Here is a 20,303-nt window from a genome sequence, read left to right on the forward strand (position 1 = left end):
TATCCACCCCTTTCCCGCGTCCCCACGCAAGACCCAAGGTGGCAAGGCAAGGCTGCCATGCGCTTAACAAATCATGGCAGCCTTGCGGCATTTACCGAAAGTTAAAAGAAAACAGGCCGCGGCGCGGTGGCCGGTGTCGATTACAGGACCTGGAAATCGTCCACGGTCAGTTGTGACACCGCGATGCCCTCGACAAGGATCGTGTTGCCATTCACGGTCATCTGCGCGCCGCCCTCTACATCAACGATTTTCATCGCGTCCACGAACCCCGCCAGGCCATTGCCGCCGTTGTTGCTGTTCTCAATCCCGGTTTCGGGAGCGCAAAGGCCATCCGTGCTCTCGTTCAGATAGATGACGGCACCGCCATCCGGCTGCGCAATCGTGAATTCGACGCGGTTGCGATAGAGCCCTACCTCTGCCTCCGGCAGTTCACCGACACGCCGGCGCAGCAACTCTCCGATGCGCACGCCGGACGGATCATGGAGCGTGACAGTCTGAAAGTTCTCTGTCGTCCCGGCGGGGAAACTGGTTTCAAATGAATTTTCAAAGCTGAGGAAGCTTACCATTGGACAGGCGCAGGACTTCGGTGGAAGTCATTTTCGCTCCAATTTGTTCAATCAGAGAGGCTGCCGCAAGAATCCGCCGTATCCACAGGTTTCATCAATATTTTCAAACAGCCAACAGGTCTGAATCACATCACGCGGCGGGATCCCGCCGCGTGTCCTGTTCGAAATTTCTCTTGTCAGGGCGATATGTCATCCGGGATTATCACGTTTCGTGATCGCCCTTTGACCCATGACATACCGATCACGCCGCGGTGCCCTCTGCCTCCATATCGACCCGGAGGCTCTGCGTGCGGCCTTCCTTGCTCTCGCCGAAATAGATCGTCTGATGCGGAAAGGGGATTTCGATGTTGCGGGCGTCAAAGACCTCTTTCAGCACGCCATTATACGCCCGTCCGATACCCCATTGCCGCCCCGGCACGCATTTGATCCGGGCGCGCAGCACCACGGCACTGTCCCCAAAGCTGTTGACGCCGAACCACTCCAGATCGTCGAGAATGCCGCTGGCCTGATCGGGATCGCCTCTGAGTTCGTCAAAGGCATCAAGCATCGCCTGTTTCACCTCGGCGACATTCTCGCGATACGCCACGCCCATATCGCAGACGAAATAGCCGTAATCGCGCACATAGTTCGACACCATATCGACCGACGAAAACGGGATGATGTGATAGACACCCTGCACATCGCGCAGGCTGACAGAGCGGATCGTCAGGCGCTCGACCGTGCCGGTCACACCGCCAACCGTCACCACATCGCCCACGTTCATCGCATTCTCGAACTGGATGAAAATGCCGGTGATGATGTCCTGCACCATCTTTTGCGCACCAAAACCGATGGCGAGGCCCAGCACCCCGGCCGAGGCCAGAAGCGGCGCGATGTCGAGCCCGATTTCGGCCAGCACGAACATCAGGGTGACGACAACAAGCGCGATCGTCGCGGCATTGCGCAACAGCGTGAGCAGCGTCTCTTCGCGCGCGGTCGCCACCTTGCCGAACTCGGGATTGAGCCGGTAATCGACCCAGGACGTCAGCGCAAGCCAGAGGCAGAAGGCCACCAGCAGCACCAGCGACACCGACAGGATCATGCCCGTCAGGCGCAGGCCGAACTGGCTGACCATCCAGCTGCGCAGGTCGATAACGCCAATCGCGTTGAAGGCCAGCAGCACGACCCCCGCAAAGATCACTGCGCGCAGCGCAAAGAGAACCTTGGGCAAAAAGGCATTGACGCGCCCCTGCAACAGCGGCACCCGCGCCGACATGCTGGGCGGCAGCATCACGCCGCGCGCCATGACGCGGCTGAGAAAGGTCGCGACCGAGAACCCGAGAAGCCCCACGACCAGCACCTGACCAGAGGCAAGAAAGGCCTGAAAGACCGCGTTGCCGGGGCGGATCAGCACGACGAGGAACATCGCCAGAAGATAGGCCAAGGCGGGCCAGTGCCAGTGGCGGGCAAGATAGGCAAGCGCCCCCTTGGGCCGCGCGCCATCCTCGGTCTGCGCACCCAGCAACCAGTCAGAGACGGTGCGGCGATTGCGCAAGACCAGCCCGATGGCAAGCATCAGAACCGCCATGGCAATCAGCGCCGAAGCGGCCCGCCCGGCGGCAAAGGACACATTGCTGTTGAGGATCGGCACAATCAGCAACTGCCCATAGCCCACGATCCCGACAATGAGGTTGATCCGCGTCGACAGATAGGACGCCGCCCGATCAGGGATCGGCAGCGGGCGCAGCGCGGTTGCGGATGGTGACAGCACCAGCCTGACCGCGACCTTGGCCATTTCCACCAGCAGAAAGGCGTTGAGATAGAGGGTCTGACGGATGCCGATCTGGCCAAACTCGCCCAAGGCCAGAATGGCAAGCGCATAGCCCGCCGCCCAGGCGATCAGCACGATCATCGCATCCGTAACGGCGGAGGCAAGAAAGAGCAGGATGGTTCGCGCCAGCCCACCATCACGGGCTGACCGGCTCATGCGGGCATAGAGCGACTTGCCAAAGCCGCGCAGCAGCAGATAGGCCGCGACCGTTCCCGCGATCACCAGCGCAAGTTCGGTCAAAGCGTCGATCAGGACGGCGGCCTCACCCCCGCTCAGCCCATCGAGCACGGCAGGCGCGCGGGCGATCTGGCGGGCCAAGCCCGTCGTCCACTCGGCGAAATCTTCGGCGGCGGCCTGCGTGACCAGAGCAACCCTGCGGCCAAAGGACAGATCCTCGGGCGGCGGATTGGTGGGGGCCACACTCTCGGCCTCGTCCGGCAGTCCTGCGGCGCGGAGCCGCTCGACAAGTTCGGCCCGCGCGGCATCATCCTCGATCACGTCGATCAGCAGTTCTACGCTGGAGCGCGCGAGCGCGGGATCGGCTGCACCCTGCCCGGGCTCTTGTGCCGTGGCCACGGTGACGGTCAAAAACAAGGCAACAAGAAACTGCGCAAAAAATCGTATCATAACAACGGCTCTCCATGTCCCGTTCTGTATTTGGGCACAGACAAGCGCCCGCGAGGGCGCACCGCGATCCTTGCACAGCACACCGCGCCAATTGGCGTCAGGGCATCAATACCTATTGGTATATGCGCCGGGGTCAAGGTTTGGGAGGGGTTACGCCACGCAAAGGGCCGATGGCGCCCCGCTCAGGCGACCATCTGTTCCGCCTTCTTGAGATCCACCGAGACAAGCTGGCTCACGCCCTGCTCGGCCATGGTCACACCAAAGAGCCGGTCCATCCTGCTCATGGTCACGGCATGGTGGGTGATGATGAGAAAGCGGGTTTCCGTGCGGCGGCACATCTCGTCCAAGAGATCGCAAAAGCGGGTGACATTGGCATCGTCAAGCGGCGCGTCAACCTCGTCCAGCACACAGATCGGGGCGGGATTGGCAAGGAAGACCGCAAAGATCAGCGCCAGCGCTGTCAGCGTCTGTTCCCCCCCCGACAAGAGGCTGAGCGTCGAGAGCTTCTTGCCGGGCGGTTGGCACATGATCTCCAGACCGGCCTCCAACGGATCATCGCTCTCGACCAGCACAAGACTGGCCTCGCCACCGCCGAAGAGATGCCGAAAGAGCAGGCTGAAATTGGAATTGACCGTCTCGAACGCCGTCAACAGCCGCTCGCGCCCCTCGCGGTTGAGGCTGGCAATGCCGCTGCGCAGGGTCTTGATCGCCTCTTCCAGATCGGTCTTTTCCTTGATCAGGCTGGCATGTTCGGCCTCAACCTCCCTGGCGTCCTCTTCGGCGCGCAGGTTCACCGCGCCCAACGCATCGCGCTGACGCTTGAGCCGGTTCACATCGGCCTCGATCGCGTCCGAGGCGGGCATCGCGTCAGGATCGACCGCGAGGCTCTGCAAGAGGGCCTCGGGCGTCTGGTCCAGCGTTTCATGTATCCGCTCGGCGGCATAATCGCGGGTCTCGCGCGCCGCATCGAGCCGCGCCTCGGCGCGGGCGCGCATCTCGCGCGCCTCAGAGGCCAGCCGCTCTGCCTCGCGCTCGTCCAACGCGGCCTGACGCGCCACGCCCTCGGCGGTCGAGAGCGCATCGGCGGCGGCGGCACGGCGCGCCTCGCTGCGGGTGATCTCCTCGCCCAGTTCGGCGCGCTTGGCGGCCAGAAGTTCGGGCGCGGCACTGGCATCGGCCAAGGCGTCCTCCGACTCTTCCTTGCGCTCGACCAGTTCGGCGATACGGCGCTCCGCGGTCTCCAGACGATGACGCCAACCGCTGATTTCCTTGGTGATTTCCTGGCTGCGGCGGGTGCGCCGCTCGCCCTCGCGGCGCAGTTCATCAGCCCCTGAGCGCTTGGTCATCATGGTCATGCGCGCGGCCTCGACGGCCATCTTGATGTCTTCGAGATCGGCACGCGCGGCGCCCAGATCCCCAAGACCGGCCAACCCCTTTTCCGCCTCCAACAGGCTTTGCCGGGCGGTCATCGCCTCTTCGTCATGGCGCGTGACGGCAAGACCCAGCGACTCGAGCCGCGATCCGGCGAGGTTGCGATCCGCTTCGGCCCGGCTGAGGGCGCGATTGGCCTCGTTGACGGCGGCATCGGCGGCACGGCGCGCCTCGCGGGCGGCGCGGTCCTCTTCGGTGCGGCGGATCAACGCCTCGCGCAGGGCCTCGTGCCCGCGCACGGCCCCTTCCGCGCGCGCCGTCGTGTGCTCAAGCTGCTGCTTGAGTTCCTCCAGCCGGTTGAGCTGTTGCAGACGCAGCGCGGCCGCAGAGGGCGCATCCTCGGCCCAGGCACGAAAACCGTCCCAACGCCACAAATCCCCCTCGGTGCTGACCAGACGTTGACCGGGCTTCAAGAGCGGTTGCAGCCGGGCGGCATCCTCGGGATCAATCAGCCCGATTTGCGACATCCGACGCGCCAGAACCTCGGGAACCGAGACATGACGGCTGAGCGCGGTCACGCCTTCGGGCAGGGGCTGCGGCGTGGCATAGGCAGGCAGAACGGTCCAGCCAGAGGGGCCATCGGTCTCGACCTCGGGGGCGCGCAGATCATCGGCAAGGGCAGCGCCCAGCGCCTTTTCAAAACCCTGCTGCACCTGCAGGCGATCCATCACCTGCCCGCCCTCAGCCGTGTCGCGCTGCACCAGCTTGGCCAGCGCCGTCACCTCGGCGCGCAGGGCCCCCAACTCGCCCTCGGCCTCAGAGCGGGCAGCGCGGGCCTCGGCCTCTTGCGCCTGTGCCTCGGCACGGGCCTCGTCGGCGGCGATAAGAGCCTGTTCTGCCGCCTCCGCGCGCGCAACCGCCTCGGCCTCGGCCTCATGCGCGGCGGCGTGGTCGGCTTCGGCACGGGTCAGGGCGGCGCGCAGGTCCGCTTGCGCGGCGCGGGCGCGCTCGGCCTCGGCCTCGCTCTTGGCCAGGGTCTTGCGGCTGTCCTCCAGCAGGCGTTGCGCGGATTGATGACGGGCGGCAAGGCGGGCCATATCCTCGGTCATCTGGCTGAGATCGTTCTCGCGCTGCTGCAGGATTTGCGCCGCCTCGCGCGCCTCGGCCTGAGCCGCCTCAAGCCGGGCGTCGTGGCCCTCGGCGCCCTTTGCTAGCTCGCCGGCCTCCCACTCTAGCCGGGCGATGGTATCGCCTGCATCACGGTTCAACCCCGCCTCACGCTCCATGTCGCGGACGAGCTGCTCGATTCGGCTGCGCAGGGTGGCGATGCGATCTCGGGCGGTCGCCTCTTGCTCGGTCAGGGTGTCGCGCTGCACGCTCAGCCGTTGCAGGATCGCCGCAGCGATGGCCTCTTCCTCGCGCAGCTTCGGCAGCGCCTCTTCGGCCTTGGACCGGGCTTTGGCCGCCTCGCGCGCCGCCAATTCCGCACGGGCGGCAGCCGTGATGCGTTCGCGCAATTCGTCCTCGGATCGGGCATGGGCCAAATCCGCCTCTTTCCAGCGGCGATAGAGCAAGAGCCCCTCGGCCAGACGCAGCTCTTCACCAATCTGCCGATAGCGCGCCGCCTGCTTGGCCTGCCGCGCCAATTGCGCCAGTTGGTTCGCCAATTGCTCGACCACATCGTCAACGCGGGTGAGATTGGTCTCGGCCCCGCGCAGTTTCAACTCGGCCTCATGGCGGCGCTGATAGAGACCGGAAATACCGGCGGCCTCCTCCAATATCCGCCGCCGCGATTTCGGCTTGGCGTTGATCAGTTCGGAAATCTGCCCCTGGCGCACCAGAGCGGGCGAATGTGCGCCGGTCGAGGCATCAGCAAAGAGCATCTGCACGTCGCGGGCGCGTACATCTTTGCCGTTCACCTTGTACGCACTGCCCACATCGCGCGTGATCCGGCGGGTGATCTCCAGCTGATCGGCATCGTTGAACCCGGCGGGTGCCAGACGGTCGGAATTGTCGAGATGGATCACCACCTCGGCAAAATTGCGCGCGGACCGCGTGGCGGCCCCGGCAAAGATCACATCCTCCATCCCGTCGCCGCGCATGGCGGTGGGACGGTTCTCACCCATCACCCAGCGCAGCGCCTCAAGCAGGTTGGATTTGCCACAACCATTGGGACCCACAACGCCGGTCAGACCGCGCGCGATGATCAGATCGGTCGGGTCGACAAAGCTCTTGAAGCCGGTCAATCTGAGTTTCGAGAACTGCACCTGCGCGCGCGCCCTTTGTGCCATGTGATTCCGTTGTCATGAAATTGTGAGGGGTGAGGGGCAGGCCTGTCAACGATCAACCACAGGATATGGGGCGGCTGTGGGATTTATCCACATGATATTGGGCGGAGCCCCGCCAGTCCCTGCAAAAAGAATGCCGCAGACTGCTCCTGAGCGGTCGCAATCCTCCTTGACGGGGTGACGCACAGCCTGCATACCAAAGAGGCAAGGTTCCTCGTTTGGGCGCAAAGCGCCTCGAGGATGAAATGGGAATGACGTGCCGGTGGACCCAATCAGGGCGCCCATGCGTCAGCCGCCCCCGCGACTGTAAGCGGCGAGCCCCTGCCAGATGCCACTGAGGTGTAAAATCCTTGGGAAGGCGGCAGACAGGCGACGACCCGCGAGCCAGGAGACCAGCCCTGCGTTCGTCAATCCCGCCTCGGGTGAGAGGCGCAAAGGAGATACCGCCATGACCGCATTGGTTCAAACCGCTGCAAAATCCACCGTCCTGCCCTTCGTCGCAGCCCTGTTTCTGGGCCTCGGCATCGTGACCGTTGCCGGCCACGTGCAAGCCTCGGCGCTGCATGACGCCGCGCATGACGTGCGCCATTCGACCGGCTTTCCCTGCCACTAAGTCATGTTCTCTAAAATCGCGACCAGCGCGTTGTTCGCTGGTTTCTGTGCAGGGCTGATCGCCGCCCTGTTGCAGATCGTTTTCATTCAGCCGGTGCTGTTGCATGCGGAGCTGTATGAAGGGGGCAGTCTTGTGCATTTCGGGGCAGAGGCCGTTAGCGCCACGCCCGAATTGCCAGGCTTTGACATGATGCGTGATGGGCTGAGCGTCCTCTTTTCGGCGCTGATCTATGTCGGCTACGGGCTTGTTCTGGTGGCCTGCATGGGATTGGCTGCGGAATATGGCGTAGGCATCGACGCGCGTAGCGGCGTGATCTGGGGTGTCGCCGGATTCGTGGCGCTGCATTTCGCACCTGCCGTGTCTCTGCCGCCCGAAGTGCCGGGCGTGGCCTATACCGACATCACCGCACGGCAAATCTGGTGGTGGGGCACGGTGATTGCAACGGCGGCAGGGCTGGGCCTGATCGCTTTTGGCAAGGGGCCGGTGATGCTGGCGGTTGCGGTTGCGCTGTTGGCGGCACCGCATCTGATCGGTGCGCCCGAACCAGAGACCTTTACCGGCCCGGTGCCGCCGGAACTGGCCGCGCTCTTTGCCTCGCGCGCGCTTGGCGTGGGTCTCGCGGCCTGGGTCTGCCTGGGTGCATTGGCCGGTCATTTCTGGCGTCGCGAGAACGCGACAGCCTGACATGCAACCGCCCCGGCGCCACAGCGCCGGGGTCATCCGACAGGAGACAGGAACGATGGCCAAACCACTTGCCTTTCTCGGAATCGGCCTCTTTTTCGGCACGGGACTTGGTTTTCTGGTTGCCGCCACATCTGGCGCGCAGCTTGAAGGGCATGACCACGACCACGGCGCGGCGGTGCATGACCACGCGGCGCATGACCATGGCACCGCACACACGGCCCTGACTGAGGCGGGCACGCCCGCGCCAGTGCTGACCCTCACCCTGCACCCCGACGGGGCGCAGAGCCGCAATTTGCATATCGGGGTGGAGAATTTCACCTTTGATCCCGAGGGGGTGAATGGGCCGGTCGTGCCGGGGCGCGGGCATGCGCATCTCTACCTCAACGGGGTCAAGGTCGCGCGGGCCTATGGGCCGTGGATGCAACTGGATGCGCTGCCGGTGGGCACACATGAGCTGCGCGTGACGCTGAATGCCAACGACCATACACAACTGGCCAAGGACGGGATGCCCATCGAGGCCAAGATTGAGGTAGTGATCGAATGACCGCTCAGCCCGGCACGCGCCCGATCAGGCAATGCCGGAGCCGTCCAGCGGGGCGCGCATCCTCGATCCAGCCATCGGCACAGGCAACATATAGCGCGGCAAAGGCCAGCGTATCCTCTAGATCACTCATCGGGTCGATGTCGCCAAAGAGATACGTGGCCTTGCCCGGTGCAGAAAACGCCACACTGAGCGGGCGGCCGCAATTGGACATGCAGTCATGGTCCTGCACGGTAAACTCCATCCCCCGTTCGCTGAGAGCTGCGCGCAAACGGGCCGCAAAGCCCTTGCCATCCGTGCCCTCGCACGTAGAACAGACCACAACCCGGTGCACCATCGCCGATCCCCTTTTCCGCCGGGCTTAGGCCAGCCGCCCCGCCCGATGCAAGCCCCTGAAGGAGCCAAGACATGCAAGCCAAGATCCCCGCCACCGTCGTTACCGGATTTCTCGGGGCCGGCAAGACCACGCTGATCCGGCACATGCTGGAAAATGCGGGCGGCAAGCGCATTGCGCTCATCATCAACGAATTCGGCGATCTGGGCGTGGATGGCGATATCCTCAAGGGCTGTGGGATCGAGACCTGCTCGGAAGAGGATGTGATGGAGCTGTCGAACGGTTGCATCTGCTGCACCGTGGCAGAAGATTTCATCCCTACCCTGCAAAAGCTCCTGGACCGCGAGCGTGCGCCCGATCACATCGTGATCGAGACCTCGGGTCTGGCGCTTCCGCAACCGCTGGTGCGGGCCTTCAACTGGCCCGAGATTTCGACGCGGGTGACGGTCGATGGTGTGGTGACGGTGGTTGATGGCAAGGCCGTGACCGAAGGCCGCTTTGCGCATGACGTGGCGGCGGTGGATGCTCAGCGCAAGCTGGATGAGAACCTTGACCACGAAACGCCGCTGTCGGAGCTTTTCGAAGATCAGATGGCCTGCGCAGACATGATCGTGATCAACAAATCCGACCTGCTGACCGAAGACGAGCGTGCCGCGCTGACAGCGCGGCTGCGCAAGGACTCGCGCAATGGCGTTCAGGTTGTGACCGCGACCATGGGGGCCCTGCCCATCGAGGTGCTGTTGGGGCAAGGTATCGGGGCCGAGGCGGATATGGAGGCGCGGCACGAGCTGCACCATCATCACCACGATCATGACGAGGACGATCATCACGACGACGAGGACGACGATCATGACCACGATCACGATCATGGCCACGACGCCTTTGAGAGCTTTGTCGTGACGCGGCCCGAGATCGGCGATCCGGTCAGCTTTGCCCGTCAGGTCACAGAGGTGATCCGCGCCCATGACATTCTGCGCCTCAAGGGCTTTGCCGCGGTGACAGGCAAGCCAATGCGCCTGACAATTCAGGCCGTCGGGCCGCGCGTGGACAGCTACTTCGACCAGCCATACGGCGCCGGTCCGCGCCAGACGCGGCTGGTGGTGATTGGTCAGGCGGGTCTGGATCGGGCGGCGATCACCGCCGCGCTTTTGGCATGATTATCGTCGAAGCGGCAGACCCAAAGCATCCTGAGGCCAGTGCGCTCTTGCGGGCGAGCCATGCGCTGATGGAGTCGCTCTTTCCACCCGAGGATAACTTCTTTCTCGACATCGACGCGCTCTGCGCGCCCGACATCCGCTTTTTTGCCGCGCGCAGCGGTGCCACGATCATCGGCACCGGCGCGCTTGCGCTCCGCGAGGGCTATGGCGAAGTGAAGTCCATGTTCGTAGCCGAAGCGGCGCGGGGACAGGGCGCGGCAGACGCCCTGCTGCGCCAGATCGAGGACGAAGCGCGCGCGCACGCCCTGCCCTGCCTGCGTTTGGAAACCGGGAATTTACTACACGCAGCGCACAAACTCTATGAGCGGCACGGTTTTGCGAGACGGGGCCCCTTCGGAGAGTATCCCGACGCCCCCTCGTCCATCTTCATGGAAAAGCGGCTATGAGCCTATTTCGTGGCTTTCTCGGCCTTCGCCTTGAGGCGGGCGATCAGTTCTTCCTTGGAAGGGCGCTTGCCGAACGGATTCTTGTCCGTGCCCGGTGCGTTATGCTCTTTGTGACGCGGGATCTTGCTGCCCTTCTTGGAGGCGCCCAATGCGTTGTAATCCATGGCTCTGCCCTTTCGGCGATACGCCCCGACAGGGGCAGCTGTGACGCTGCTCTTGCCGCAAATCGCAGCCTCGTTCAAGCTGGAACCACCTGATGCATCTGCTCGCCGCTACCCCCGGCGCCATCGAGGATGGCAAAGAGCCGGTCGATCTGGGGCAGACGCCCGCCGATGTGATCTTTGTCTCTGCCGCTGATACAGAGCTTGCAGCGCTGAGCGAGGCGCGCGGTGAACTGGCAGAGCCGCCCGGTTTGCGGCTGGCCAACCTCAGCCATTTGCAGCATCCGATGTCGGTCGATCTGCATCTCGATCAATGCGCCACGAAATCACGGCTGGTGATCGCGCGGGTTCTGGGCGGTGTCGGTTATTGGAAATACGGGGCAGAACAATTCGCCGCGCGCCTGCACGAGGCGGGTGTGCCGCTGGCGCTCTTGCCCGGAGATGACAAGCCGGATGCGGAACTGCGCGGTCTGTCGACGGTCTCGGACGCGGATTACGATGCGCTTTGGGCCTATCTGGTCGAGGGCGGGCCAGAGAATGCCGGGAATTTTCTGCGCTACGCAAAGACCATGCTGGACGGGGGCGAGCGCCCTGCCGCCGCCAGCCCGCTGTTGCGTGCGGGCGTCTATTGGCCGGGGGCCGGGGTCGCGGGCCTCAGCGCCGCGCAAGAGGCGTGGCAGGCGGATCAGCCCGTCGTGCCGGTGATCTTCTACCGCGCTTTGGTGCAGGGTGCGGGGCTGCACCCGATCAACCGGCTGGTGAAATCGCTATTGCGCGCCGGGCTCAATCCGCTGCCGATCTTTGTCGCCTCGCTCAAGGACCCGGTATCGGTGGCAACGCTGGAGCATCTGTTCGGCATTGCCCCCCCATCGGTCATCCTCAATTGCACCTCCTTTGCCGTAGGCTCGCCGCACGCGGGCGACGATAGCCCCGACAACCCGCTCTCCATGCCCGCCGCCAATGGCGCGCCGGTGTTTCAAGTGGTCTTGGCCGGATCGACCGAAGAGACCTGGGCCAAGGGGCTGACCGGTCTGTCGGGGCGCGATATAGCAATGAACGTGGCCTTGCCCGAGGTAGATGGCCGCATCCTGAGCCGTGCCATCAGCTTCAAGGGCGAGGCGTTTTTCGACGAAGCCACCGAATGCCCAATCGCCACCTATCGCGCCGTGGGCGACCGTGTAGATTTCGTGGCGCAACTGGCCGCCAACTGGGCCAGGCTGCGCCAGACGCCCGCGCCCATGCGACGGGTCGCACTCATCCTTGCCAATTACCCGAACAAGGATGGGCGTTTGGCCAATGGGGTTGGGCTCGATACGCCTGCGGCCACGGTCCATGCCCTGCGCCTGATGGCCGAGGCGGGCTATACCGTCACCAATCCCCCCGAGGATAGCGATGCCCTGATGCGGGCGGTGATGGCGGGGCCAACCAACTGGCTGACGGATCGCGCCAACCGCGAGGGGGGCGAGAGGCTGTCGCTCGATATCTACCGCGAGCATTTCGACACCCTGCCTTGGGACCTGCGCGAAGCGATGATTACCCGCTGGGGTGCCCCCGAAGACGATCCCTTCATCGTTCCAGAATTACGCGACTCCGACGGCCCCGCCTTTGCCCTGTCGATCCTGACCTTCGGGCATATCGTAGTCGGGCTGCAACCGGCGCGGGGCTATAACATCGACCCGACCGAGACCTATCATTCCCCCGATCTGGTGCCGCCGCACAATTACCTCGCCTTCTATATCTGGCTGCGCCACCATTTCGGCGCGCAGGCGATCGTGCATATGGGCAAACATGGCAATCTCGAATGGCTACCGGGCAAGGCGCTCGCTCTCAGCGCCGAATGTTGGCCCGAGGCGGTGCTGGGGCCAATGCCGCATGTCTATCCGTTCATCGTCAACGATCCCGGCGAAGGCACGCAGGCCAAGCGGCGCGCGCAGGCGGTGATCATCGACCACCTGACCCCGCCCCTCACCCGCGCCGAGACCTATGGTCCGCTGCGCGATCTGGAGGCGCTGGTGGACGAATACTATGAGGCCGCCGGGGTTGATCCACGCCGCATTGCCCATCTGCGCCGCGAGATCCTGACGCTGAGTGCTGCCACCGGGCTCGACAAGGACGTGGGCATGTCGGGCACGGATGAGGCGGGCGATCTGGCGCGGCTCGATGCCTATCTCTGCGAATTGAAAGAGGCGCAGATCCGCGACGGGCTGCATGTGTTCGGGCAGTCGCCGACGGGCCGGTTGGAAGCTGATCTGGCCATCGCCCTGGCCCGTGTGCCGCGCGGGCACGGCAAGGGGGGCGATGCGTCCTTGATCCGGGCGCTGGCGCTGGACCATGGCCTGAGCATTGATCCGCTCGATTGCGACATGGCGGCCCCGGCGGCTGAAAAACCGCAAGCCCTGCGCGATCTGAGCGCCGATCCGTGGCGCAGCAATGGCGACACGGTCGAGCGGTTGGAGCTGATGGCGCAACGCCTCTTGACGGAGGGCGATCAAGGGGCCGGACCGCATACTGCGGCGGTTCTGGCAGAGATTGCAGCGCGCATCCGCCCTGCCATTGCGGCCTGTGGGCCGGGCGAGGGCGCGGGGTTCTTGCGCGCCTTGGACGGACAGGCAATCGCCCCCGGACCGTCGGGTGCCCCCACGCGCGGTCGGCTCGATACCCTGCCAACGGGGCGCAATTTCTATAGCGTCGACAGCCGCGCCGTGCCCACACCGACCGCTTGGGCCTTGGGGTGGAAATCCGCCAACCTCTTGATTGAAAAGCATCTGCAAACCCACGGCGATTGGCCACGCGCCCTGCTGATCACCGCCTGGGGCACGGCCAACATGCGCACCGGTGGCGATGACATCGCGCAGGCGCTGGCGCTGATGGGGGTCAAGCCGACATGGGATGCCGCCAACCGGCGCGTGACCGGATTCGAAATTCTGCCCGAGGGTGTGTTGGGGCGGCCACGGGTGGATGTGACCCTGCGCATCTCTGGGTTTTTCCGCGATGCCTTTCCACAACTCATCGCGCTGTTCGACAGCGCGGCGCGGGCCGTGCAGGGGCTGGACGAGACCGAGGACAACAATCCCGCCGCCGCGAGAGCGCGGAGCGAGGGCGTTGCACCGCGTATTTATGGATCAAAACCGGGGGCTTATGGCGCGGGTCTGCAAGCGATGATCGACGAGCGGCTGTGGGCGGACAAGGCCGATCTGGCAGAGGCATACCTCACTTGGGGCAGCTATGCCTATGGTGCCAAGGAGGCGGGCACGCCGGATCGCGCGGGCTTTGAAACGCGGCTGAAACAGACCGACGCCATCGTGCAGAATCAGGACAACCGCGAGCATGATCTCCTTGATTCTGATGACTATTATCAGTTCGAGGGGGGGGCTGCGGCGGCGGTGAGCACCTTGCAGGGGCGCGACCGGCCGGTTTACCACAATGACCATTCCCGCCCCGAACGCCCGGTGATCCGCACACTCGAGGATGAAATCGGGCGGGTGGTGCGCTCTCGCGTGGTCAATCCGAAATGGATCGAAGGGGTCAAGCGGCACGGCTACAAGGGCGCCTTCGAGATTGCCGCGACGGTGGACTATCTCTTTGCTTTTGCAGCAACAACTGGCGCCGTGCGGGGGCATCACTTTGATCTGGTCGAGGCGGCATTCCTGGAGGATGACGACACGCGGGACTTCATCGCGGCGCATAACCCCTCGGCCTTGCGCGAACTGGCGGAGCGGCTGGCGGAGGCGGTGGAGCGGGGGTTGTGGCAGCCACGCTCCAATTCCGCCCGCGCCCGGATCGAGGCGGCGCGGGGGCGGTAGTGCGCTGAAAACAGGGCAAAACCCCCGTCGGTATCACGTCGGCAGGCCCAGCCCCTCGAACCAGAGCGCCCCATCGCGATACCCACCCCGGATAAGTCGCCCCGGTTCGGTGACTTCGGGAAAGGCATCGGCCCAATCGCGGTAGCGGTCATTGGTGACGATGGGCGCGCCCACGTCGCGCGCGACGGTCAAGAGGTAGCTGTCGGCGATCGTGCCCTTGGGCACGACCATCACCCAATCCTCGGCCAGCCCCAGATACCCGGCCATGGCGTCGTCATGCTTGTACTTGCCGGTCAGCAGATAACCCGCATTGGCGTCAAAGATCACCCCCGGCGCATAGCCCAGCTGCCGCAGATGCGCGATGACCTCGCGCAGCGTTGCGATCTGCGGGGTGTTGTCGCGCCAGTGCATGACGTTGGAGCCGTCGATCAGGATGCGGTTCGGCTCTGCCTCGGGCTCGGGCGGGGCCGTGATCCGGGCAACGAGCGCGCGCAGGAGCAGGATCAGCGCCGCAACGGTGCAAGGCCCCGCCAGCAGGATCAGATCGCCATAGCCGGGCAGCATCAGCGCCACGGCAACGCCGATCAGGGAGAGGGTAAGGATCAGAACCGGAACAACCATGAGAGGTGTTTAGCGCGGGGGATGGGGAGGGGGAACTGGGGGAACACTCAATCATCTGGCCACTCTCGCCGGTAAGGTGAATTATCCGGCAGGAAGGCAGGCCCGCTGTGACGGTCATTGTGGTGTGGTGGGTATGAATACCCACCCTACAATTTTGCCCCCTACAAAACATACCTCGACAAATCCGCGGACCGCATCAGCTCGCCCAAATTCGCCTCGACGAAGCCCGCATCGACCGTCACGCTCTCGCCCGCGCGGTCGGGGGCGGTAAAGGAGAGTTCTTCGAACACCCGTTCCATGACGGTGTAGAGCCGCCGGGCGCCGATGTTCTCGACCGACTGGTTGACCTCTGCCGCGATGCGGGCGAGGGCCGCGATGCCGTCCTGGGTAAAGTCGACCGTCACCTCCTCGGTGCCCATGAGGGCGGTGTATTGGCGGGTGAGGGCATTGTCGGTCTCGGTCAGGATGCGGACGAAATCACCTTCGGTCAGGGCGCGCAGCTCCACCCGGATGGGCAGGCGGCCTTGCAGTTCGGGCAGCAGATCGGACGGCTTGGCGATGTGGAAGGCGCCGGATGCTATGAAGAGGATATGGTCGGTCTTGACCGGGCCATATTTGGTGCTGACGGTCGTGCCCTCGATCAGCGGCAGCAGGTCACGCTGCACGCCTTCGCGGCTGACATCGGCCCCGCGCGCGTCCGACCGGGCACAGACCTTGTCGATCTCGTCGAGAAAGACGATGCCGTTCTGTTCGACCGCCTCAAGTGCCGAGCGATGGACGGTTTCGTCATCAAGAAGCTTGTCGGCCTCCTCGCCAACGAGCAGCGCGTAGCTGTCGGCAACGCTGACACGCTTGGTGGTGGTGCGCTGGCCGAACGCCTTGCCGAACAGATCGCCGAGATTCATCATGCCCATCTGGCTGCCGGGCTGGCCGGGGATGTCCATCATGCCGAGGGGGTTTGAGGTATCGGCCACCTCGATGTCGATCATGGTATCGTTCAGGAGCCCATCGCGCAGCTTCTTGCGGAACATGTCGCGGGTGGCGGGGCGGGCATCTTCGCCCGCAATGGCGGTGATCACGCGCTCTTCGGCGGCATGTTCGGCGCGGGCCTTGACATCTTCGCGCATCCAGTCGCGGGTCTGGGCAATGGCGCTATCCAGCAAATCGCGGATGATCTGTTCGACGTCGCGGCCGACATAGCCCACCTCGGTGAATTTGGTCGCCTCGACCTTGATGAAGGGGGCGCGGGCGAGTTTGGCGAGGCGTCTGCTGATCTCGGTCTTGCCGACGCCGGTCGGGCCGATCATCAGGATGTTCTTTGGGTAAACCTCGTCGCGCAGGTCGGGGCCAAGCTGCTTGCGCCGCCAACGATTGCGCAGGGCCACGGCCACGGCGCGTTTGGCATCACGCTGGCCGATGATGTAGCGGTCAAGCTCCGAGACAATCTCGCGCGGGGTCAGGTCGGTCATGGCAGGCCTTTCTGCGGATCACTTTACAGGTAGGTATACGCCATGGCGAAAAACGCAACCGGGTACACGAAACTCTAACAGCGGATCACGAGGAGGTCAGGCCGGTTTTTTAATCCCGCAGAGGTACTTAGTTGTGGCGCACTGTAATCGATGGAAGGGAAAACGAGATGCAGAATCGCCGCAATTTCATGGCTGCCACGGCGGCATTCGGAGCCGTGATGATGGCCGGGCCGGCCCTTGCCGGGCAGAGCCGCAAAGGCACGTTCAAAGGCCGTAGCGATCATGTGACAAGCGGTGGGGTAACGTTCACGAAAGTGGGCGGCAAAACCTATGTCGTTTTGCAGTCTGATTTCGCCTTCGACGGCGCCCCGGATCCCAAGGTGGCCTTGGGTCGCAACGGGTATGACAAATCCACCGTGCTCGGCGCGCTGCGTTCAAACTCTGGGGAACAGCGCTATGAGATTCCCGCCAGCATGTCTGTCGAGGGGGTCAACGAGGTCTGGATCTGGTGTGAACAGTTCAACGTGCCCTTGGGTGTGGCGACGTTGCATTGATGTGCGATAACGAGTGATGTGTGTAAAGGTGGCTGATGGCGCGCGCCTTCAGCCACCGATCCGTTCGACTGTCAGATTGCCATTGGTGTAGACGCAGATATCGGCGGCGATGGCCATGGCGCGGCGGGCGATGTCTTCGGCACTCAGGTCGGGGTTTTCGGCAAGGCCGCGCGCGGCGGCAAGCGCATAGTTGCCACCCGATCCGATGGCGGCCACGTCATGTTCTGGTTCGAGCACGTCGCCTGCGCCGGTGATGACATAGAGCTGATCACCATCGGTGACGATCAGCATCGCCTCGAGCTTTTGCAGGTATTTATCGGTGCGCCAGTCCTTGGCCAGTTCCACGCAAGCGCGCTGCAACTGACCCGGTGTCGCCTCGAGCTTGGCCTCGAGCCGTTCAAGCAGGGTAAAGGCATCCGCCGTTGACCCGGCAAAGCCCGCCACAACCGGATGACCACCGGGCGAGAGGCGGCGCACCTTGCGGGCAGTGCCCTTGATCACGGTCTGCCCAAGGCTGACCTGACCGTCACCGGCAACGACAACCTCGCCGCCCCTGCGCACGCCAATGATGGTGGTGCCATGCCAACCGGGAAATTTGCTCTCGGACATATGATGTTCCTTCCGTTTCGCGGCCCTATATGACTGTCACGCCTGATGTTTACAAGTTTTGCCCGGCTTTCAAGCCGCTTGAGCGAGAGGGCGGCGTGGATTAGGTTTTGCGCCATGATGCAGGCTCGGCGCGCGCGATTGTATTTTCCTAATCCGATGGACAAGCGCGCCAGGGCGGGCGACCATAATTTCGTGAACAAACTGCAACAGGCGCTGGCGCGGTCGGGGTGGTCGCTGGACATTTGCACGGCTGGCCCGGTTGATACGCTGGTGGCGGCGGACGCGGACGAATACGCCCTCTTCCTGATGCAGGAACCGGCGCATGCCAGGGGGCTCAGCCTGCGGGTTGCCTATCTCATGCCGTTCTGGCGGATCGAGCGAACGGCAGAGCGGTGGAATTTCGATGTCGCCCAGGCGGCGTTTGATCCCAGCCGGATTGATCCGGCAGAGGCCGCGCGCTTTGCCAAGTACTGGGCCAAACGAAAGTTTGACCTTGGCCCAGACGACATCCGACGCAACGGGATAATCTATGTTGCTCTGCAGGGACATATCGACGAGCGGCGCTCGTTTCAGGTGATGTCGCCGCTGGACATGCTGCGCGAAACGCTACGCCGGGCAGACGGCAGGCGGGTGATCGCGGGGCTGCATCCCAAGGAGCATTACTCGGGCTCGGACATGCGCAAGCTGGAGGAGTTGTGCCGCGCCCATCCGCTGTTGGAGGTGACCACAGGCGGGATGGAGACGCATCTGCGCGACTGTGATTTCGTGGTGACTGAAAATTCGTCGGTCGCGCTGATGGCTATGTTCTTTCGCAAGCCCGCGATTGTTTTTGCCAAGATAGATTTTCATCACGTCACGCTGAACGTGGCCGGGATTGGCGTGGACAAGGCCTTTGATCTGGTCGCGGGGCATGCCCCGGATTGGGACAAATATCTGCTCTGGTTTCTCAAGCTCACGTCCATCAACGCCGGTGCGCCAGAGGCATCGGACCAGATCGCCGCCCGGCTGAGGGCGCTTGGCTGGCCATTGGAGTAGTGGCCGGTTTCACCCCAGCATGTCGCGGGCGACCTGATGAAAGATCCGCGCACCGATGGGGATGAGATCATCGGGGAAATCGTAATCGGGATTGTGCAGCGCGGCATGCGCGGTGCCCGCGCCAAGGAACAGCATCGCCGCCTTGGCACGATGACCGAAGCGGCCAAAATCCTCGGAGGCGCGCATCGGCAGACCGCGCCCGTCATGGGGCACCTGCAACGCATCGAGCGCGCGGCGCAAGATCAGGGTCGCCTCGGGGTGGTTTTCGCAATGGGCGAAAATGTCGTGATAGGTGATCTCGGTCGTCAGCCCCTGCGCCGTGGCCGTATCCATCACCAGCGTCGTCGCGGCATCGCAGAGCGCCTGCATACCGCCGTCGGTCAGCGTGCGCAGCGTGACGTAGAACGTCGCATCGCCCGGCGCGATGCCGAAGGCGGGGGCCCCCATCTGGGCATGCGTGACCGTGGCCAGCGTGAAATCGCTGTCTTGGGGCGTGCCGTGGCTGAGGGCCGTCAGCGCCGGCATGAGATGCGCCAATGTGTGCATTGGAGAGCGGCCATTTTCCGGCTCTGACGCATGGGCGGATTTGCCGGTCAAGGTGACGGCCATGCCGCGCGAGGCGCAATTGACCGGGCCGGGAATAAGGCCCACATGACCGAGCGGCAGACCGGGCATATTGTGCAGGGCAAAGGCATAATCGGGTGAAATAGTCTCGAAATCCGGATCGCTCTACACGGCCTCTGCGCCTGCGCCGGTTTCCTCGGCGGGTTGAAAGAGCAGCACGATGCGACCCCGCGCAGGACGCTGACGCGACAAGAGGCGCGCGAGCGCCAGAAGCACCGTCATATGCCCGTCATGGCCACAGAGATGGCCCGTGCCTGGCACGGTCGAGCGGTGGGGCAGATTGCCCTGTTCGGTGATCGGCAGCGCGTCGAGTTCGCAGCGAAAGAGGATCGTGGGGCCATGGTCTTGGCCCTGATAGACCGCCGCCACGCCATGCCCGCCAAGCCCGGTCAAGAGCCGGTCGGGTGAGTACCCCAAGAGCGCGTCGGTGATGCGCCCGGCGGTGCCCTGCTCTTGCCCCGACACTTCGGGGTGTTGGTGCAACAGGCGGCGCAGGGCGGTCAGCTCTGTGATATCGGCATTGGTCAGGGTCATGGGGGGATCATGCGGGTTTTATGGACAAAGAAAAGGGGCCGCGACAGGCGCGACCCCTTCCACGAGGTATATGCGTGGTCTCAGATGCTGTCTTCGATCCAGCTCTGGAGCGCGGCCTTGGGGGCGGCACCAGCGCGGTTCGACACAACCTGCCCATCCTTGAAGATGAAGAGCGCCGGGATACCGCGCACGCCCATGGCGACGGCGGAATTGGGATTGCTGTCCACGTCGACCTTGACGATTTTCACGCGGCCGGACATCTCGGACGACAGTTCTTCCAGAACCGGGCCGATCTGTTTGCAGGGGCCGCACCATTCAGCCCAGAAATCCACCACGACGGGAATGTCGGATTTCTTGACTTCGGCGTCGAATGTGGCGTCGGTGACGGCAACGGTGGCCATGATATGTCTCCTAGTGGTCAGGGTTTCGGTCGTGAACCTAAGAAGCCGGGCGCGG

General features: G+C 63.9%; 17 protein-coding genes, 1 pseudogene and 1 riboswitch. Of the genes and pseudogenes, 8 read left to right on the plus strand and 10 right to left on the minus strand.

From position 1 onward, the window contains the following. Positions 1-140: 140 nt before the first annotated feature. From MVC20_RS16545 to smc, 3 genes are all read right to left on the minus strand, one after another. Entirely contained in the window at positions 141-566 is a 426-nt protein-coding gene (locus MVC20_RS16545; RefSeq protein ID WP_297543389.1) for a hypothetical protein, read from the minus strand. A 241-nt stretch (positions 567-807) separates the two neighbouring features. After that, positions 808-3,003: a mechanosensitive ion channel domain-containing protein gene (locus MVC20_RS16550; protein WP_297543390.1), complete on the minus strand. Its 2,196-nt coding sequence runs from the start codon at positions 3,001-3,003 to the stop codon at positions 808-810. 182 nt (positions 3,004-3,185) lie between these two features. Then, positions 3,186-6,665 carry a chromosome segregation protein SMC gene (gene smc, locus MVC20_RS16555; protein WP_297543392.1) on the minus strand — a complete coding sequence of 1,160 codons (3,480 nt, stop codon included), beginning with the start codon at positions 6,663-6,665 and terminating at the stop codon, positions 3,186-3,188. Positions 6,666-6,852: 187 nt separating this feature from the next. Next, a riboswitch (cobalamin riboswitch) is annotated at positions 6,853-7,078 on the plus strand. 32 nt (positions 7,079-7,110) lie between these two features. On the opposite strand from smc, the gene MVC20_RS16560 reads away from it, so the two are divergent. The 3 genes from MVC20_RS16560 to MVC20_RS16570 are packed head-to-tail and all read left to right on the plus strand — an operon-like array spanning position 7,111 to position 8,503. After that, positions 7,111-7,275 carry a CbtB domain-containing protein gene (locus MVC20_RS16560; protein ID WP_296637770.1) on the plus strand — a complete coding sequence of 55 codons (165 nt, stop codon included), beginning with the start codon at positions 7,111-7,113 and terminating at the stop codon, positions 7,273-7,275. A gap of 3 nt (positions 7,276-7,278) precedes the next feature. After that, entirely contained in the window at positions 7,279-7,959 is a 681-nt protein-coding gene (locus tag MVC20_RS16565) for a CbtA family protein (RefSeq protein ID WP_297543394.1), read from the plus strand. A gap of 55 nt (positions 7,960-8,014) precedes the next feature. Beyond that, entirely contained in the window at positions 8,015-8,503 is a 489-nt protein-coding gene (locus MVC20_RS16570; protein ID WP_297543396.1) for a hypothetical protein, read from the plus strand. A gap of 4 nt (positions 8,504-8,507) precedes the next feature. Here MVC20_RS16570 and MVC20_RS16575 read toward each other — a convergent pair whose 3' ends face one another. Beyond that, on the minus strand, positions 8,508-8,837 hold the full coding sequence (locus tag MVC20_RS16575) for a DUF1636 domain-containing protein (protein WP_297543398.1): 330 nt from the start codon (positions 8,835-8,837) through the stop codon (positions 8,508-8,510). A gap of 71 nt (positions 8,838-8,908) precedes the next feature. On the opposite strand from MVC20_RS16575, the gene cobW reads away from it, so the two are divergent. Both cobW and MVC20_RS16585 read left to right on the plus strand, forming a co-directional pair. Next, a complete protein-coding gene (gene cobW, locus MVC20_RS16580) occupies positions 8,909-9,991 on the plus strand; it encodes a cobalamin biosynthesis protein CobW (protein ID WP_297543400.1) in 1,083 nt (360 codons plus the stop codon). Further along, the gene (locus MVC20_RS16585; RefSeq protein WP_297543402.1) at positions 9,988-10,437 is read left to right on the plus strand and encodes a GNAT family N-acetyltransferase; all 450 of its coding nucleotides are present in this window, start codon (positions 9,988-9,990) and stop codon (positions 10,435-10,437) included. Before cobW ends, MVC20_RS16585 begins: the two co-directional genes overlap by 4 nt. Positions 10,438-10,439: 2 nt before the next feature. Here MVC20_RS16585 and MVC20_RS16590 read toward each other — a convergent pair whose 3' ends face one another. Beyond that, the gene (locus MVC20_RS16590) at positions 10,440-10,601 is read right to left on the minus strand and encodes a hypothetical protein (protein ID WP_037270356.1); all 162 of its coding nucleotides are present in this window, start codon (positions 10,599-10,601) and stop codon (positions 10,440-10,442) included. A 92-nt stretch (positions 10,602-10,693) separates the two neighbouring features. On the opposite strand from MVC20_RS16590, the gene cobN reads away from it, so the two are divergent. Then, positions 10,694-14,401 (plus strand): cobaltochelatase subunit CobN, encoded by a 3,708-nt coding sequence (gene cobN / locus MVC20_RS16595; RefSeq protein WP_297543405.1) that lies wholly within the window; start codon positions 10,694-10,696, stop codon positions 14,399-14,401. 33 nt (positions 14,402-14,434) lie between these two features. Here cobN and MVC20_RS16600 read toward each other — a convergent pair whose 3' ends face one another. Further along, positions 14,435-15,022, minus strand: coding sequence for a hypothetical protein (locus MVC20_RS16600; RefSeq protein ID WP_297543407.1), 588 nt, complete (start codon positions 15,020-15,022; stop codon positions 14,435-14,437). A gap of 161 nt (positions 15,023-15,183) precedes the next feature. Further along, positions 15,184-16,491: an ATP-dependent protease ATPase subunit HslU gene (gene hslU, locus MVC20_RS16605; RefSeq protein WP_297543409.1), complete on the minus strand. Its 1,308-nt coding sequence runs from the start codon at positions 16,489-16,491 to the stop codon at positions 15,184-15,186. 167 nt (positions 16,492-16,658) lie between these two features. Here hslU and MVC20_RS16610 point away from each other — a divergent pair, with 167 nt between their 5' ends. After that, a complete protein-coding gene (locus MVC20_RS16610; protein WP_297543411.1) occupies positions 16,659-17,045 on the plus strand; it encodes a DM13 domain-containing protein in 387 nt (128 codons plus the stop codon). A 48-nt stretch (positions 17,046-17,093) separates the two neighbouring features. Here the strand turns inward: MVC20_RS16610 and hslV are convergent, their stop codons facing one another. Then, the gene (hslV, locus tag MVC20_RS16615; protein WP_297543413.1) at positions 17,094-17,654 is read right to left on the minus strand and encodes an ATP-dependent protease subunit HslV; all 561 of its coding nucleotides are present in this window, start codon (positions 17,652-17,654) and stop codon (positions 17,094-17,096) included. A 192-nt stretch (positions 17,655-17,846) separates the two neighbouring features. Here hslV and MVC20_RS16620 point away from each other — a divergent pair, with 192 nt between their 5' ends. Next, positions 17,847-18,689, plus strand: a complete 843-nt coding sequence (locus tag MVC20_RS16620; protein ID WP_297543415.1) for a hypothetical protein — start codon at positions 17,847-17,849, stop codon at positions 18,687-18,689. A gap of 9 nt (positions 18,690-18,698) precedes the next feature. On the opposite strand, the pseudogene MVC20_RS16625 reads toward MVC20_RS16620, so the two are convergent. Together MVC20_RS16625 and trxA are read right to left on the minus strand one after the other, a co-directional pair. Then, positions 18,699-19,847 (minus strand): annotated as a pseudogene (locus MVC20_RS16625) (amidohydrolase). An 80-nt stretch (positions 19,848-19,927) separates the two neighbouring features. Beyond that, a complete protein-coding gene (gene trxA, locus MVC20_RS16630) occupies positions 19,928-20,248 on the minus strand; it encodes a thioredoxin (protein ID WP_297543417.1) in 321 nt (106 codons plus the stop codon). Positions 20,249-20,303 lie beyond the last annotated feature (55 nt).

Source organism: Roseovarius sp., assembly GCF_027019125.1.
GTDB lineage: Bacteria > Pseudomonadota > Alphaproteobacteria > Rhodobacterales > Rhodobacteraceae > Roseovarius.

Coding starts and splice junctions, on each gene's coding strand:
- MVC20_RS16545 (WP_297543389.1), bottom strand. CDS start 566: ATGGTAAGCTTCCTCAGCTTTGAAAATTCATTTGAAACCAGTTTCCCC.
- MVC20_RS16550 (WP_297543390.1), bottom strand. CDS start 3,003: ATGATACGATTTTTTGCGCAGTTTCTTGTTGCCTTGTTTTTGACCGTC.
- smc (WP_297543392.1), bottom strand. CDS start 6,665: ATGGCACAAAGGGCGCGCGCGCAGGTGCAGTTCTCGAAACTCAGATTG.
- MVC20_RS16560 (WP_296637770.1), top strand. CDS start 7,111: ATGACCGCATTGGTTCAAACCGCTGCAAAATCCACCGTCCTGCCCTTC.
- MVC20_RS16565 (WP_297543394.1), top strand. CDS start 7,279: ATGTTCTCTAAAATCGCGACCAGCGCGTTGTTCGCTGGTTTCTGTGCA.
- MVC20_RS16570 (WP_297543396.1), top strand. CDS start 8,015: ATGGCCAAACCACTTGCCTTTCTCGGAATCGGCCTCTTTTTCGGCACG.
- MVC20_RS16575 (WP_297543398.1), bottom strand. CDS start 8,837: ATGGTGCACCGGGTTGTGGTCTGTTCTACGTGCGAGGGCACGGATGGC.
- cobW (WP_297543400.1), top strand. CDS start 8,909: ATGCAAGCCAAGATCCCCGCCACCGTCGTTACCGGATTTCTCGGGGCC.
- MVC20_RS16585 (WP_297543402.1), top strand. CDS start 9,988: ATGATTATCGTCGAAGCGGCAGACCCAAAGCATCCTGAGGCCAGTGCG.
- MVC20_RS16590 (WP_037270356.1), bottom strand. CDS start 10,601: ATGGATTACAACGCATTGGGCGCCTCCAAGAAGGGCAGCAAGATCCCG.
- cobN (WP_297543405.1), top strand. CDS start 10,694: ATGCATCTGCTCGCCGCTACCCCCGGCGCCATCGAGGATGGCAAAGAG.
- MVC20_RS16600 (WP_297543407.1), bottom strand. CDS start 15,022: ATGGTTGTTCCGGTTCTGATCCTTACCCTCTCCCTGATCGGCGTTGCC.
- hslU (WP_297543409.1), bottom strand. CDS start 16,491: ATGACCGACCTGACCCCGCGCGAGATTGTCTCGGAGCTTGACCGCTAC.
- MVC20_RS16610 (WP_297543411.1), top strand. CDS start 16,659: ATGCAGAATCGCCGCAATTTCATGGCTGCCACGGCGGCATTCGGAGCC.
- hslV (WP_297543413.1), bottom strand. CDS start 17,654: ATGTCCGAGAGCAAATTTCCCGGTTGGCATGGCACCACCATCATTGGC.
- trxA (WP_297543417.1), bottom strand. CDS start 20,248: ATGGCCACCGTTGCCGTCACCGACGCCACATTCGACGCCGAAGTCAAG.